The sequence below is a fragment of the Pseudomonas sp. CFBP2511 genome, from assembly GCF_030209255.1.
Lineage (GTDB): Bacteria > Pseudomonadota > Gammaproteobacteria > Pseudomonadales > Pseudomonadaceae > Aquipseudomonas > Aquipseudomonas avellanae.
Genome location: NZ_JARVSI010000042.1, coordinates 69,190 through 83,936, shown reverse-complemented (window position 1 = coordinate 83,936; position 14,747 = coordinate 69,190). Strand labels below are relative to the sequence as shown.

Below are 14,747 nucleotides of genomic sequence, written 5' to 3'. Positions count from 1 at the left end.
CTCAACTATCGTGCGGCGCTCCGCGTCAAACCTCTACGCTCGGCGTTATTGAGCCGCCTTGGCCGATGTCACTCGCCAGATCTTGTTGCCGACGTCATCCGCCACCAGCAAACCGCCGCGCTGATCGTTGACCACACCGACCGGGCGGCCCATGGCTTTTTCGTCTTTGTTGAGAAAGCCAGTCAGCACATCGACGGGCGCGCCGTTGGGCTTGCCGCCGCTGAAGGGCACAAACACCACTTTATAGCCGCTGTGCGGTTTGCGGTTCCATGAGCCATGCTGGCCGATGAACAGGCCTTCGTTGAACGGCGCAGCCAGGGTCTTGCCGTCGGCGAACACCAGGCCCAGTGACGCGGTGTGCGGGCCGACCGCGTAATCCGGGGCGATGGCCTTGGCGACCAGTGCCGGGTTCTGCGGTTTGACGCGTTCGTCGACGTGCTGGCCATAGTAGCTGTAAGGCCAGCCATAAAAAGCGCCGTCCTGCACCGAGGTCACGTAGTCAGGCACCAGGTCGCTGCCGATTTCGTCACGCTCGTTCACTGCCGTCCACAACTTGCCGGTTTTTGGCTCCCAATCCATCCCGTTCGGGTTGCGCAGGCCGGACGCAAAGATGCGGTGCTTGCCCGTCGCGGCGTCCACTTCCCAGATCGCCGCGCGGCCTTCTTCCTGGTCCATGCCGTTTTCGCCCACGTTGCTGTTGGAGCCGACCGTCACGTACAGCTTGCTGCCGTCCTTACTGGCAATGACGTTCTTGGTCCAATGGTGGTTGAGCGTGCCGCCCGGCAGGTCAACCACCTTGGTTGGCTGTGCGCTGATCGACGTCTGGCCCGCTTCATACGGAAAGCTGATCAGGCGGTCGGTATCGGCCACATAGAGTTTATTGCCCACCAGCGTCATGCCGAACGGCGAATTGAGGTTCTGCAGGAAAACGGTGCGGGTTTCTGCGACGCCATCTTTATCTACATCACGCAGCAAGGTGATGCGGTTGGCGCTCGGTACGCCAGCGCCAGCGCGGCCCATGACTTTCTCCATGACCCAGCCGCGAACGCCTTTGGAGTCATCCGGCTTGGCGGGCGAATTGGTTTCCGCGACCAGTACGTCACCGTTGGGCAGCACATACAGCCAGCGCGGGTGATCCAGCCCTTCAGCGAAGGCAGCCACCTGAGTGCCGGGTGCGGCCACCGGTTTGGCGCCTTTTTCCCAGCCGATGGCAGGCGCGATATTGACGGTCGGGATCAGCGTCTTGTTCGGCTCCGGCAGCTTGGGCGAGGGGCCTGTTCCATCCGAGACTTGCAGGGTCGAAGACTCGCCGCAGGCAGCGAGGCCGCCGGCAACCAGAAGCAGCACTGCATAGTGGGGTCTGAGTGTGAACATGATCGATCTCCATAAACAAAGGCGTGGTCCAGTAACTGATAGAGGCCCTGCAAACCGTCGAGGTTCAATCGTGTTCCCGGGCTGCGCTGTCGATTGACGCTCCCGGCCCAACCCTCTACCCTTCGCGGCTTGTTTCAGGTGCTCTGCAATCCTCGATTGGCAGGGTGAAACAGGGAAGCCGGTGTGGATCGACCGATCCGATCCCGGCGCTGCCCCCGCAACGGTAAATGAGTCAAGGCTGTGCATCGTGCCACTGTGTTTCGACACGGGAAGGCGCGCAGCCGGGGTAACCCGCTCATGAGCCCGGAGACCGGCCTGAACCACTCAATGGCATCACGGAGGGTGATGCTCTGTGCAGGGCGTAGCCGTGCTGTCCAGTGCTGTCCTTCCGTCTGCTTTCGCCTGCCCCGAGCGGAGAGCCAAGATGAACGAATCCCCCGAACGCGACGAACGCCATCTGGCGCGCATGCAGCGCAAAAAAGCCGTGATGGACGAGCGCATTGCCAGCTCGCCCAATGAATGCGGCCTGCTGCTGGTACTGACCGGCAATGGCAAAGGCAAGAGCAGTTCCGCCTTCGGCATGCTCGCCCGGGCCATGGGCCACGACATGCAGTGCGGTGTGGTGCAGTTCATCAAGGGCCGCAACAGCACTGGCGAAGAAATGTTCTTCCGGCGCTTTCCTGAACAAGTGCGTTATCACGTGATGGGCGAGGGTTTCACTTGGGAGACCCAGGACCGCCAGCGCGACATCGCCGCCGCCGAAGCGGCCTGGGCCGTGTCGCAGGAAATGCTCCGCGATCCGAGCATTGGCCTGGTCGTGCTCGACGAGCTGAACATCGCCCTCAAGCATGGCTACCTCGACCTTGAACAGGTGCTGACTGACCTGCAGGCGCGCCCGCCGATGCAGCACGTGCTGGTGACCGGCCGTGGCGCCAAACCCGAATTGATCGACCTGGCCGACACGGTTTCCGAGATCGGTGTGGTCAAGCATGCGTTTCAGTCCGGTATCCGTGCGCAAAAAGGTATCGAGCTGTGAGCCATTCGTCATGAGAACTGCGTCAATGGGAGCACTGCAATGAGAGCCCCGCGCCATTGCCCGGCGGTATTGATCGCTGCGCCTGCCTCCGGGCAAGGCAAAACCACGGTGACCGCTGCACTGGCACGTTTGCACCGCAATCAGGGCCGCAAGGTCCGGGTGTTCAAGTGCGGGCCGGACTTTCTTGACCCGATGATCCTCGAGCGGGCCAGCGGCGCGCCGGTCTATCAACTGGACATGTGGATGGTCGGTGCGGATGAAAGCCGTCGGCTGTTGTGGGAAGCGGCTGATGAAGCGGATCTGATCCTCATCGAAGGCGTCATGGGGCTGTTCGACGGCACGCCATCCAGTGCCGATCTGGCGCGTCACTTCGGCGTGCCGGTGCTGGGCGTGATCGACGGCACCGCGATGGCGCAGACCTTCGGCGCGCTGGCGCTGGGGCTGGCGCGCTATCAGCCCGATTTGCCGTTTGCCGGGGTATTGGCCAACCGCGTCGGCACCGTGCGCCACGCGCAGTTGCTGGAAAACAGCCTGACCGAAGGCCTGCGCTGGTACGGCGCCTTGTCGCGTGAGGTCGGTTTCGAGTTGCCGAGCCGTCATCTGGGGCTGGTGCAGGCCAGTGAGCTCAACGACCTCGACCTGCGTCTGGACATGGCCGCCGCCGCGCTGGCCAGCACCTGCGAAGTGGCGTTGCCGCCTGCGGTGACGTTTACCGCGCCTGATCCGGTCGAGGTCGAGCCGCTGCTCAAGGGTGTGCGCATTGCTATTGCCCGCGACGAGGCCTTTGCCTTTCTATATGGCGCGAGCCTGGACCTGCTGCGCAATATGGGCGCAGAGCTGACGTTCTTCTCGCCAATCCATGACAGCCAGCTACCCGAAGCCGACAGTCTGTACCTGCCGGGCGGCTACCCGGAGCTGCATCACCTTGCGCTGGCGGCCAACACCTCAATGCAGGCCGCGATCAGGGCTCACCACAATGCCGGTAAACCGATGCTGGCCGAGTGCGGTGGCATGCTTTACCTGCTTGATGCCTTGACCGACGTGGAGGGCGTGCGCGCCGAACTGGTCGGGCTGCTCGCCGGTGAAGCGGTCATGCAGAAGCGTCTGGCGGCGTTGGCCCTGCAAGCGGTCGAGCTGCCCGAAGGCACGCTGCACGGCCACACGTATCACCATTCGCTGACCAGCACCGAGTTGCAGCCGATTGCCCGTGGCGTCAGCCCCAATGGCGGGCGGGGGGCCGAGGCGGTCTATCGCATCGGGCGCTTGACCGCCTCCTACGTGCATTTCTATTTCCCGTCCTGCCCGCAGGCGATTGCGGCGCTGTTCAAGCCATGACCGAGCACGCCTTCAGCGCCGAAGAACGGGCTGCGGTGTACCGCGCCATCGCCGAGCGCCGTGATATGCGCCATTTCAGCGGCGGCACGGTGGCGCCCGAGCTGCTGGCGCGCTTGCTGGAAGCCGCGCATCAAGCGCCCAGCGTTGGTCTGATGCAGCCGTGGCGTTTCATCCGCATCAGTGACCCGGCATTGCGCAGCAAGATGCAGGCGCAGGTTGAAGAAGAGCGCATCCGCACTGCCGAAGCACTGGGCGAGCGCACCGACGCGTTCATGAAGCTCAAGGTCGAGGGCATCAATGACTGCGCGGAAGTTCTGGTCGCCGCGCTGATGGAAGGCCGTGAGCAGCATATCTTTGGCCGTCGCACCTTGCCGGAAATGGACATGGCTTCGTTGTCCTGCGCCATCCAGAACCTCTGGCTGGCCTCGCGTGTCGAAGGGCTGGGCATGGGCTGGGTGTCGCTGTTCGACCCTGATGCGCTGGCCGCGCTGTTGAACATGCCTGAAGGTGCCAAGCCGCTGGCGATCATCTGCCTGGGGCCGGTGAACGCATTTTATCCTGCACCGATGCTGGTCATGGAGGGCTGGGCGCAGGCGCGTCCGCTGCATGAACTGCTGTATGAAAATCAATGGGGAGTGAGTCAATGAGTGTGGCGCTGTTGAGCGTCGCCGGTGTGGCGCTGGATGCGTTGCTCGGTGAGCCGAAACGCTGGCATCCACTGGTGGCGTTCGGAGGCTTTGCCAACCGGGTCGAGCAACGCTTCAACAGCGGCGGGCGTGGCTGGCGCAGTCATGGCGTCACTGCCTGGGTGATTACAGTCGTGCCGTTGACGCTGCTGGCCACGCTGTTGAGCTGGTTGCCTTACATCGGCTGGCTGTTCGAGATTCTGGCGTTGTACTGCGCGCTGGGCATGCGCAGCCTGGGTGAGCACGTGCAGCCGGTGGCGCAGGCGTTGCGCGCCGATGATCTGGACGAGGCGCGGCAGCGGGTCGGTTATCTGGTCAGTCGCCAGACCAGCGAGCTGGACGCCACCGAGGTCGCCCGCGCCGCCACCGAGTCGGTGCTGGAGAACGGCAGCGATGCGGTGTTCGCCGCCTTGTTCTGGTTTATCGTGGCCGGTGCGCCCGGCGTGGTGCTGTACCGGCTGAGCAACACGCTGGACGCCATGTGGGGCTATCGCAACGAGCGTTTCGAGCGTTTCGGCTGGGCCGCGGCGAAAATAGACGACCTGCTCAACTATATTCCTGCACGCCTGGTGGCGCTGACCTACGCCTTGTTGGGCAAAACCCGACTGGCGCTGCACTGCTGGCGCACTCAAGGGCCAACCTGGGACAGCCCCAACGCAGGCCCGGTGATGGCCGCTGGCGCAGGCGCGCTGGGCGTCGAACTGGGTGGCGCAGCTATTTATCACGGCGAACTGCATGAGCGTGCGCAACTGGGCGAGGGCGCTCCTGCCGATGCGGACTCGATCGATCGCGGCTGGCAACTGGTGCAACACGGCGTCTGGTTGTGGCTGCTGGTCATCTGTGTGGCGGCTGAATTTTATGCTTGAGCACGGCGGGCGGCTGCGCGCAGCGGCGCAGCGTTACGGTATCGATCAGGCCGACTGGCTGGACCTGTCCACCGGCATCGCGCCTTGGCCGTGGCCGATTCCCGATATACCGGCGCGTGCCTGGGCGCGGCTGCCCGAGACCGAAGACGGTCTGGAAGCCGCGGCCTGTGCCTATTACGGTGTGCCTCAATTGTTGCCGGTGTCTGGTTCGCAAGCCGCGATTCAGGCGCTGCCACGGGTGCGCAGCGGCGGGCGGGTCGGCGTGTTATCGCCGTGTTATGCCGAGCACGCGCATGCCTGGCGCAAAAGCGGCTATGTCGTGCGTGAGGTCGGCGAGCAGGAGGTCGAGTATTTTCTCGACAGCCTCGACGTACTGGTGGTGGTCAACCCCAACAACCCGACCGGCCTGCACCTGAGCACCGAGCGCCTGCTGGAATGGCATGCGCGACTGGCCGAGCGCGGTGGCTGGCTGGTGGTGGATGAAGCGTTCATGGACAACACGCCAGGCCTGAGCCTGGCGGCCGAGACCTGGCGCATCGGGCTGATTGTGCTGCGTTCGTTCGGCAAGTTTTTCGGCCTGGCCGGGGTTCGGCTTGGCTTTGTGCTGGCTGAGCCGGTCTTGCTGAAAATGCTCGCACAGGAGATCGGCCCGTGGTCGGTCAGCGGCCCGACCCGGATCATCGGCCAGGCCTGCCTGAGCGATCTGCCTGGTCAGGCCCGGCAACGCGAGCGCGGTAATCAAGCCTGCGACCGGCTGGTGGCATTGCTTGATCACTACGGTCTGACGCCAGATGGCGGCTGCGCGCTGTTTCAATGGTTGGTGACTGCCGAGGCGCAGTCGCTTTACGAGTTCTGTGCGCAACGCGGCGTCCTGTTGCGTCTGTTCATGGGTGACACGCCCGAGTCTGGCAGCCTGCGTTTCGGCTTGCCCCGCGACGAGGCCGACTGGCAGCGTCTGCACAACGTTCTGCTTGAATACCGCAAGGAGTTTGCATGACCACGCTGATGGTGCAAGGCACCACTTCCGATGCCGGTAAGAGCACGCTGGTGACGGCACTGTGCCGCTGGCTGACCCGCCAGGGCGTCAAGGTCGTGCCCTTCAAGCCGCAGAACATGGCGCTCAACAGCGCGGTGACGGCGGATGGCGGCGAGATCGGTCGTGCGCAGGCGGTACAGGCGCAGGCGTGCTTCCTGGCGCCGCACACCGACATGAACCCGGTGCTGCTCAAGCCCAACAGCGACACCGGCGCGCAGGTCATTATTCATGGCCGCGCCGTCACCACCATGAATGCGGTGGCCTACCACGGCTATAAAGAGATCGCCATGCAGGCGGTGCTGGAGTCGCATCGTCGGTTGAGCGAAAGCTACCCGGTGATCATGGTCGAAGGCGCGGGGTCGCCTGCTGAAATCAACCTGCGCGCCAATGACATCGCCAACATGGGCTTTGCCGAGGCCGTGGACTGCCCGGTGCTGTTGATTGCCGACATCAATCGTGGCGGCGTGTTTGCTCATCTGGTCGGCACGCTGGAGCTGCTGTCGCCCAGCGAACAGGCGCGGGTCAAAGGCTTCATCATCAACCGTTTTCGCGGCGACATTGCCTTGCTGCAACCGGGGCTGGACTGGCTTGAAGCGCGCACCGGCAAACCGGTGGTCGGCGTGCTGCCCTACGTGATGGACCTGCACCTGGAGGCCGAAGACGGCCTTGATCAGCGCCAGACCGACAAGGTCGAGCAGGTCCTGAATGTGGTCGTGCCGGTGCTGCCGCGCATCAGTAATCACACCGATTTTGACCCGCTGCGCCTGCATCCGCAGGTCAACCTGCAATTTATCGGCCCGGGCCAACCCATTCCGCCTGCCGACCTGATCATTCTGCCCGGCTCGAAAAGCGTGCGCAGCGACCTGAATTACCTGCGCTCCAACGGCTGGGAAACGGCCATCGACCGGCACTTGCGCTACGGCGGCAAGCTGATGGGCATCTGCGGCGGTCTGCAAATGCTCGGCGAGCACCTGCACGACCCGCTGGGGCTGGAAGGCGCGGCGGGTTCCAGTGCCGGTCTGGGCCTGCTGGCGATGAGCACGGTGCTGGAAACCGAAAAGCAATTGCGCAACGTGCGCGGACGCCTGACGCTGGAAGACGCAGAAGTCAGCGGCTATGAAATTCATGCCGGCGTGACCACGGGCGCGGCGCTGGAGCAGGCTGCTGTTCAACTGGACGATGGCCGTTGCGACGGCGCGCAGAGTGCCGACGGACAGATTCTCGGTACTTACCTGCACGGCCTGTTCGAGTCGCCTGCCGCCTGCGGCGCGCTGTTGCGCTGGGCGGGGCTGGAAAACGTCCAGTCGGTGGATTATCACGCGTTGCGCGAGCGCGACATCGAGCGGCTGGCGGATCTGGTGGAAAAACACCTGGACGGCACCTTGCTCCGTGAGCTGTGCGGCCTGGAGGCGACCTGAATGCTGCAACTGATACTTGGGGGGGCGCGGTCCGGCAAAAGTCGCCTGGCGGAGAAACTGGCGGCCGACTCGGTGCTGAGTGTGATCTACATCGCCACCAGCCAGCCCCTTGATGGCGAGATGAATCAGCGTGTTGCCAGCCATCGCGCCCGTCGCCCCGATCATTGGGGGCTGGTCGAAGAACCTGTCGAACTGGCGCGGGTGCTGCGCGAAAACGCCGCGCCCGGCTGCTGTCTGCTGGTCGATTGCCTGACCCTGTGGCTGACCAACCTGCTGATGCTCGACAACCCTGAGCGTCTGATTCAGGAGCGTGAAGCGCTGCTCGACTGCCTGGCGGAACTGCCGGGTGAAATCATTTTTGTCAGCAACGAAACCGGGCTTGGCGTTGTGCCGCTCGGTGAGCTGACGCGCCGCTACGTCGACGAAGCCGGCCTGTTGCATCAGGCGCTGGCCGAGCGTTGCCAGCGAGTCGTACTAACCGTTGCTGGTCTGCCCCTGACATTGAAAGGAACCGCGCTATGAGTAATTCCTGGTGGCTCAAACCTGCACAGGCCATTGACGTACCGATGCGCGAAGCGGCACTGGCGCGTCAGCAACAACTGACCAAGCCCGCCGGTTCGCTGGCACAACTGGAGCGCTTGGCAGTGCAGCTTTCCGGGCTGCAAGGGCGCGAGCGTCCGGCTGCCGACAAACTGTGGATCGCAATCTTTGCCGGTGACCATGGCGTGGTCGCGGAAGGTGTTTCGGCATATCCACAGGAAGTCACCGGGCAAATGCTGCATAACTTCGTCAATGGCGGCGCAGCCATCAGCGTGCTGGCGCGGCAGCTTTCGGCGCAACTGGACGTGGTGGATCTGGGCACGGTGTCGCCGATGGATTTGCCCGGTGTACGCCATTTGCGTATCGGCGCGGGCACGGCCAACTTTGTCGACGGGCCGGCCATGACGGTCGAGCAGGGCCTTGCTGCCTTGCAGGCCGGGCGTGACAGCGTGTTGCGCGCCAAGGCGGTCGGCACCGAGCTGTTCATCGGCGGTGAAATGGGCATTGGTAACACCGCTGCGGCCAGCGCCGTGGCCTGCTCGGTGCTGGAATGTGCCGCGCCGTTGCTGGTCGGCCCCGGCACCGGGCTGAACGCCGAAGGCATTGTGCACAAGACCCGGGTCATCAAGCGCGCCTTGGCGTTGCATGCCGAACATGCGGGCGACCCGTTGCAGAGCCTGTTCTGCCTGGGTGGCTTCGAGATCGCTGCATTGACCGGCGCTTATCTGGCCTGCGCGCAGGAAGGCATCGTGGCAATGGTCGATGGCTTCATCTGCAGCGTGGCCGCACTGGTGGCGGTGCGCTTGAACCCATCCTGCCGCGACTGGCTGCTGTTTGGTCATCGCGGTGCCGAGCCTGGGCATCGTCACTTGCTGGAAACCCTGCAGGCCGAACCGCTGCTTGACCTGGGTCTGCGCCTGGGCGAGGGCAGCGGTGCGGCACTGGCCGTGCCACTGGTGCGTCTGGCCTGCGAGCTGCACAACGGCATGGCGACGTTTGCCGAGGCTGCCGTGGCAGATCGCCCGGCATGAGCGTGCGTCTGGACCTGCTGCGCCACGGTGAAACCGAACTGGGCGGCGGCCTGCGCGGTAGCCTGGATGATGCGCTGACTGATCTCGGCTGGCAGCAAATGCGTTCGGCTGTTATTGACGGCGGCCCCTGGGACCGGATTGTCAGCTCGCCGTTGCAGCGCTGCGCACGGTTTTCCGAAGAACTGGCGCAACGCCTGTCGTTGCCCTTGCAACTGGAGCCGGGTTTGCAGGAGCTGCATTTCGGTGACTGGGAAGGCCACAGCCCTGCGCAACTGATGGACACCGATGCTGAAGGTCTGGGGTTGTTCTGGGCTGACCCGTATACGTTCACGCCGCCCAATGGCGAGCCGGTGATCGATTTTTCAGCGCGGGTGCGCAATGCTGTGCAGCGCTTGCATCAGGCGTATGACGGTGAGCGCGTTCTGGTGGTCAGTCACGGTGGCGTCATGCGCCTGTTGCTGGCTCAGGCGCGCGGCTTGCCGCGTGAGCAGTTGTTGCAGGTGGTGGTCGGTCATGGCGCGCTGCTGTCGATTCAGGTCGCCGCTGGCGGTCTGCTCACGGAGGTCTGACACACATGTTGCCGTTCTGGATCGCCCTACAATTTCTCGGCAGCCTGCCCATCCGTCTGCCCGGCATGCCGCGCCCCGCAGAGCTGGGCCGCTCGCTGTTGTTCTATCCGCTGGTGGGCGTGGTGTTCGGCACGTTGCTGCTGGGTTTTAACGCACTGCTCAGCGGTGCGCCGCTGATGCTGCATGCCGCGCTGCTGCTCAGTGCCTGGGTGCTGCTCAGCGGCGGTTTGCACCTGGACGGTCTGGCCGACAGTGCCGATGCCTGGCTGGGCGGCTTCGGTGATCGCGAACGCACGCTGAACATCATGAAAGACCCACGCAGCGGGCCTATTGCAGTCGTCACGCTGGTAGTGGTGCTGCTGCTCAAATTTGCCGCCATTGTGGCGCTGATCGAAAGCCACAACAGCATCGGGTTACTGCTGGCACCGCTGATCGGGCGCAGCGCAATGCTCGCCTTGTTCCTCGGCACGCCCTACGTGCGTTCCGGCGGGCTGGGGCAGGCGCTGGCCGATCATCTGCCGCGCAGCCTCGGGCGTAAGGTGTTGCTGGTCAGTACGGTCGCGTGTGTGGTGCTGGCCGGTTGGTCTGGAATAGCGGCGCTGCTGGTCTGCGCGGTGTGTTTCTACGGGTTGCGGCACATGATGATGCGCCGTCTGGGCGGCAGTACGGGCGACACGGCCGGGGCGTTGCTCGAGTTGTTGGAGCTGGCAGTAGTACTGACCCTGGCATTGCTTTAAAAGCCTTGCCAATGCGTTGTTGACAGCTTTTACCGGCAGCGCGTAGCTTCGCGGCTCCTATGTGAAATCATGTAACACAACGTGCAGGGAGCTCACCATGACATCGATCTGGCGTACCAGCGGCTGGATTCTGCTGGGCAGTGCGTTGATCCTGGCGTTATCGCTGGGCACACGGCACGGTTTCGGGCTTTTCCTGGCGCCCATGAGCGCGGATTTCGGCTGGGGGCGTGAGGTCTTTGCGTTTGCCATTGCGCTGCAAAACCTGATGTGGGGCCTGGCGCAGCCGTTTGCCGGCGCGCTGGCTGACCGCTTTGGTGCGGCAAAAGTCGTCTTTGTCGGCGGCATCCTTTATGCAGTGGGGCTGTTGTGCATGAGCATGGCTGATTCGCCCCTGAGCCTTTCGTTGAGCGCCGGGTTATTGATCGGCATCGGCCTGTCCGGCACCTCGTTCTCGGTCATCCTCGGTGTAGTAGGGCGTGCGCTGCCTGCCGAGAAACGCAGCATGGGCATGGGTATCGCCAGCGCGGCGGGCTCGTTCGGCCAGTTCGCGATGCTGCCTGGTACCCTGGGGCTGATCAGTTGGCTGGGCTGGTCCGGCGCCTTGTTGGTGCTGGGCGTGATGGTTGCGTTGATTCTGCCACTGGTGGGCATGCTCAAGGACACGCCGAGTGTTTCTAGCGGCGTCGAACTGACCCTCGGTGAGGCACTGCGTGAAGCCTGCTCGCATTCGGGGTTCTGGCTGCTGGCGCTGGGCTTTTTTGTCTGCGGCTTTCAGGTGGTGTTCATCGGTGTGCATCTGCCCGCCTACTTGGTGGACCAGCACTTGCCCGCCAAGGTCGGCACCACGGTACTGGCGTTGATCGGGCTGTTCAATATCTTCGGCACTTACACCGCGGGCTGGCTGGGCGGGCGCATGTCCAAGCCGAGATTGCTGACAGCGCTCTATCTGCTGCGCGCCGTGGTTATTGTATTGTTTATCTCGGTCCCGCTCAGTCAGACCACTGCCTATCTGTTCGGCGTGGCGATGGGCTTGCTGTGGCTGTCCACCGTACCTTTGACCAACGGCACGGTGGCGACGCTATTCGGCGTACGCAACCTGTCGATGCTGGGCGGTATCGTTTTCCTGTTTCATCAGTTGGGCGCGTTTCTGGGGGGCTGGCTGGGTGGCCTGGTCTACGACCGTACCGGCAGCTACGACCTGATCTGGCAGGTATCAGTGCTGCTGAGCCTGCTGGCGGCTGCGCTGAACTGGCCAGTGCGCGAACGCCCGGTGACCAGGCTGCAGGCGCAGGGCGGTCTGGCATGAGCGGGCGCTGGCCATTGCTGTCTGCCGTGCTGGCCGGCGTGGCGCTGCTGGGGCTGGTCTGGTGGGCCTGGCAACAGGTCGGGCTGGCCGCATTGCAACTGGGCCTTGGCGCTTGCTAGGCAGACGGCGTTGCTTGGGGTAGCGTGTCGGCAGACAACAATACTCTTCAGGGACGCCATGATGAAAATTCGCTTTGTTTCGATCCCTCTTCTGCTGCTTTCGATGAGCGGCGCGGTAATGGCCGCCGACTGCCCGCCGTTGTTGCAAGGGGAACTGCCCAAGCTGCGCGCCAAGGAAAACATCGACCTGTGCAAACGCTTCGCCGGCAAGCCGCTGGTGGTGGTCAACACCGCCAGCTTCTGCGGCTTTGCCCCGCAGTTCAAAGGGCTTGAAGAACTGAGCCAGCGCTACAGAGGGCAGGGGCTCGAAGTGCTTGGCGTGCCGTCCAACGACTTCAAACAAGAGGCCAAGGACGGCGAGGAGACCGCCAAAGTCTGCTACGTCAACTACGGCGTGACCTTCACCATGACCGAGCCACAAGCCGTACGTGGTGACGATGCGACCCACCTGTTCAAAGTACTGGCCGAACAAAGCAGCGCGCCACGCTGGAACTTCTACAAATACGTGGTCGACCGCCAAGGCAAGGTAGTCGCCAACTTCTCCAGCATGACCAAACCGGATGATCCTGAATTGATTGCAGCGATTGAGAAGGCGATAGCGTCGAAGCCTTAGTCGGTGTTGAGTGTATGAATACGGTGTCATGTCCTGCCCGTAATCGCTGCCCATAAACGAAAGCGCTTTTTTATCGCGGTGTCATTGACGACGCAGTGACGCGCAGCGCCACATAGAGGACGCTAGTTGAAAGAAAGCGCTTTTCTAGCGCGGTGGCAGTGACGACGCAGTGACGCGCAGCGCCACACAGAGGACGCTAGTTGAAAGAAAGCGCTTTTTTAGCGCGGTGGCACTGACGACGTAGATTGCGACGTAAGTGACGGCTGAGTCCTGACGCTGATCCGGGGGATGCGAGGCAGGACGCCGAGCAAGCCGCACCGGGCCAAGGATGGCCCGTTGCGGCGGCCCCCGGATCAGTGACAGGGCGAAGGAACCCGACGAAGTCGGGCCGGAAACGGAGCCGGGATTTTGGTTACTTTGATCCTTCAAAGTAACTCGCCGAGGGGCGAAAAGGTGCCTTGAGTCTTACATCAATACCCCTGACATCGCAGACCCCTTGTGTAACGTGCAGCGCCACACAGAGGACGCAGAGCGTCCAGAACTGCATGCCGACGCGGAGCGTCGCACGATAGTTGAAAGAAAGCGCTTTTTTAGCGCGGTGGTACTGACGCGCAGCGCCACAGAGGACGCAGAGCGTCCAGAACTGCATGCCGACGCTGAGCATCGGCACGATAGTCAAAGCACAGCGTTCCTGGCCGTTCCGGACTTGTGCATAACATTGAGCACAACACGCACGCAATAAAAAGCCCGCAACCATCACCGGTTGCGGGCTTTTTTCAGCCTGACCGTTACTTATCAGAAACGATAGGTAACTGAAGTGCCAAGGCCATGCGCCGTATTGCGGTAATCGGCGCTGTACGAGCCTTTGCTCGCGCTGCTGTCGCGGATCTTGGTTTCATCTTCACGCAGGTACGAGTACGCCACGTCAATGGTCAGGTCGTCGGTCGGGCTCCAGCCAGCACCGAAGCTGATGATCTTGCGATCGCCAGTCGGAATGCGAGGGGATCGATTAACGTTGTTGGTCGGCGACTGATCAACGGAGAAGCCAGTGCGCAGCGTCCACTCCTTGTTGACCTTGTACGAAGCACCGATGGCGTGTGCCCAGGTGTCATGCCAGTTCTGCTCTTCGGTGATGGTGCCGATTGGGCCGGCAGAGCCACCCAGCAGGGCAGGGACGCCGCTGTTTTCGACCGTGATGTCTTTCAGGCGGCTCCAGCGAGTCCAGGTGCTGCCTGCATAAACGGTCCAGTTTTCATCAAGCTGCTGAGTGATGGAGAAGTCCACCGACTCAGGCGTGGAGATATCCAGCGAGGCGTCATACTTCTGACCGCCGAAAGGACCAAAACCAGAGCCTTCTACCTTGGTCTTGCCTTCGAGCTTGTAATCGACTTTGGAATGGTAAGTCAGACCCAGGCGCGTGGTGTCAGTAGCCTGCACCAGAATACCGGCATTGAAGCCGATTGCAGTGTCATCGCCCTTGATCTTCACCTTGCCATCGTTGGTGCCGAGGGACGCTCGGTTAGGGACAGCCGATGTCAATTCACCGTCGATACGGTTGATGGTCGGGCCAAAACCGATAGAAACCTTGTCATTGAATGCGTAGCTGACGGTCGGCTGAAAGGTCACGATCTGTACGTGGCTCTTGTCACCCCAGTAACGGCCGGCAAAGCCTTTCTCGTAATCAGTGACCAGGCCGAACGGAACGTACACGCCCAGACCAAATGCCCAGTGATCATCGATAGGTTTGACGTAGTAGCCCATTGGCACACCAACCACGGGAACCATGTCACCGTCGTTGCTGCCGCCGAACGTGCCACGACCATTGTCGATGTCGGTCTTGGCGATCACGGCTGCGGCGCCTACGCTGATTTGTTCGCGTTTGATACGCGACATGCCGGCAGGGTTGCCGAACACGGTGCTGGCATCGTCGGCGGAAGAGGAGCGACCTGCAAAGCCGGTGCCCATGCCGCTGATGCTTTGTTCGTTGAGGGCGAAGCCGGCAGCGAGCAGTTGAGAAGAAGCCAGACCCAGGGCGAGTCCAAGAGTTGTCCGGTTAAGTGCTTTTGTCATTATTTTCATTA

16 protein-coding genes, 1 pseudogene and 1 riboswitch are annotated in these 14,747 nt (G+C 62.7%); of the genes and pseudogenes, 13 read left to right on the top strand and 4 right to left on the bottom strand.

Annotation, left to right across the window (positions count from 1 at the left end; translation table 11 throughout):
• Window positions 1-45: 45 nt before the first annotated feature.
• Window positions 46-1,374 (bottom strand): PQQ-dependent sugar dehydrogenase, encoded by a 1,329-nt coding sequence (locus QRN38_RS27620; RefSeq protein WP_054089685.1) that lies wholly within the window; start codon window positions 1,372-1,374, stop codon window positions 46-48.
• Between the two features lie 119 nt (window positions 1,375-1,493).
• A riboswitch (cobalamin riboswitch) is annotated at window positions 1,494-1,707 on the top strand.
• A gap of 91 nt (window positions 1,708-1,798) precedes the next feature.
• On the opposite strand from QRN38_RS27620, the gene cobO reads away from it, so the two are divergent.
• From cobO to QRN38_RS27560, 12 genes are all read left to right on the top strand, one after another.
• The gene (cobO, locus tag QRN38_RS27615) at window positions 1,799-2,410 is read left to right on the top strand and encodes a cob(I)yrinic acid a,c-diamide adenosyltransferase (protein ID WP_005766671.1); all 612 of its coding nucleotides are present in this window, start codon (window positions 1,799-1,801) and stop codon (window positions 2,408-2,410) included.
• A 39-nt stretch (window positions 2,411-2,449) separates the two neighbouring features.
• Window positions 2,450-3,745: a cobyrinic acid a,c-diamide synthase CobB gene (locus QRN38_RS27610; protein WP_005766673.1), complete on the top strand. Its 1,296-nt coding sequence runs from the start codon at window positions 2,450-2,452 to the stop codon at window positions 3,743-3,745.
• On the top strand, window positions 3,742-4,392 hold the full coding sequence (gene bluB, locus QRN38_RS27605; protein WP_057417517.1) for a 5,6-dimethylbenzimidazole synthase: 651 nt from the start codon (window positions 3,742-3,744) through the stop codon (window positions 4,390-4,392). Before QRN38_RS27610 ends, bluB begins: the two co-directional genes overlap by 4 nt.
• On the top strand, window positions 4,389-5,297 hold the full coding sequence (gene cbiB, locus QRN38_RS27600; protein WP_005766677.1) for an adenosylcobinamide-phosphate synthase CbiB: 909 nt from the start codon (window positions 4,389-4,391) through the stop codon (window positions 5,295-5,297). The genes bluB and cbiB overlap by 4 nt, the downstream gene beginning before the upstream one ends.
• A complete protein-coding gene (gene cobD, locus QRN38_RS27595) occupies window positions 5,290-6,294 on the top strand; it encodes a threonine-phosphate decarboxylase CobD (protein ID WP_285362936.1) in 1,005 nt (334 codons plus the stop codon). Before cbiB ends, cobD begins: the two co-directional genes overlap by 8 nt.
• Window positions 6,291-7,751 (top strand): cobyric acid synthase, encoded by a 1,461-nt coding sequence (locus QRN38_RS27590; RefSeq protein WP_057417519.1) that lies wholly within the window; start codon window positions 6,291-6,293, stop codon window positions 7,749-7,751. Before cobD ends, QRN38_RS27590 begins: the two co-directional genes overlap by 4 nt.
• The gene (gene cobU, locus QRN38_RS27585) at window positions 7,752-8,273 is read left to right on the top strand and encodes a bifunctional adenosylcobinamide kinase/adenosylcobinamide-phosphate guanylyltransferase (RefSeq protein ID WP_005766684.1); all 522 of its coding nucleotides are present in this window, start codon (window positions 7,752-7,754) and stop codon (window positions 8,271-8,273) included.
• A complete protein-coding gene (gene cobT / locus QRN38_RS27580) occupies window positions 8,270-9,322 on the top strand; it encodes a nicotinate-nucleotide--dimethylbenzimidazole phosphoribosyltransferase (RefSeq protein WP_057417520.1) in 1,053 nt (350 codons plus the stop codon). Before cobU ends, cobT begins: the two co-directional genes overlap by 4 nt.
• Entirely contained in the window at window positions 9,319-9,891 is a 573-nt protein-coding gene (gene cobC, locus QRN38_RS27575; RefSeq protein WP_005766688.1) for an alpha-ribazole phosphatase family protein, read from the top strand. Before cobT ends, cobC begins: the two co-directional genes overlap by 4 nt.
• Window positions 9,892-9,896: 5 nt before the next feature.
• The gene (locus QRN38_RS27570; protein ID WP_057417521.1) at window positions 9,897-10,628 is read left to right on the top strand and encodes an adenosylcobinamide-GDP ribazoletransferase; all 732 of its coding nucleotides are present in this window, start codon (window positions 9,897-9,899) and stop codon (window positions 10,626-10,628) included.
• 97 nt (window positions 10,629-10,725) lie between these two features.
• The gene (locus tag QRN38_RS27565; protein WP_057417522.1) at window positions 10,726-11,934 is read left to right on the top strand and encodes an MFS transporter; all 1,209 of its coding nucleotides are present in this window, start codon (window positions 10,726-10,728) and stop codon (window positions 11,932-11,934) included.
• Complete coding sequence (locus tag QRN38_RS27560) at window positions 11,931-12,053, top strand: hypothetical protein (protein ID WP_003381613.1); 123 nt, start codon at window positions 11,931-11,933, stop codon at window positions 12,051-12,053. The genes QRN38_RS27565 and QRN38_RS27560 overlap by 4 nt, the downstream gene beginning before the upstream one ends.
• On the opposite strand, the pseudogene QRN38_RS28095 reads toward QRN38_RS27560, so the two are convergent.
• A pseudogene (locus QRN38_RS28095) lies at window positions 12,050-12,100 on the bottom strand (LEPR-XLL domain-containing protein); the annotation flags it as partial. The gene QRN38_RS27560 and the pseudogene QRN38_RS28095 overlap by 4 nt on opposite strands.
• Before the next feature lie 14 nt (window positions 12,101-12,114).
• Between QRN38_RS28095 and QRN38_RS27555 the strand changes: the two are divergent.
• Window positions 12,115-12,666 carry a glutathione peroxidase gene (locus tag QRN38_RS27555; RefSeq protein ID WP_057417523.1) on the top strand — a complete coding sequence of 184 codons (552 nt, stop codon included), beginning with the start codon at window positions 12,115-12,117 and terminating at the stop codon, window positions 12,664-12,666.
• A gap of 412 nt (window positions 12,667-13,078) precedes the next feature.
• On the opposite strand, the gene QRN38_RS27550 is transcribed toward QRN38_RS27555, so the two are convergent.
• Both QRN38_RS27550 and QRN38_RS27545 read right to left on the bottom strand, forming a co-directional pair.
• The gene (locus QRN38_RS27550; protein WP_259641476.1) at window positions 13,079-13,336 is read right to left on the bottom strand and encodes a hypothetical protein; all 258 of its coding nucleotides are present in this window, start codon (window positions 13,334-13,336) and stop codon (window positions 13,079-13,081) included.
• A 125-nt stretch (window positions 13,337-13,461) separates the two neighbouring features.
• Entirely contained in the window at window positions 13,462-14,745 is a 1,284-nt protein-coding gene (locus QRN38_RS27545) for an OmpP1/FadL family transporter (protein WP_081025286.1), read from the bottom strand.
• Window positions 14,746-14,747 lie beyond the last annotated feature (2 nt).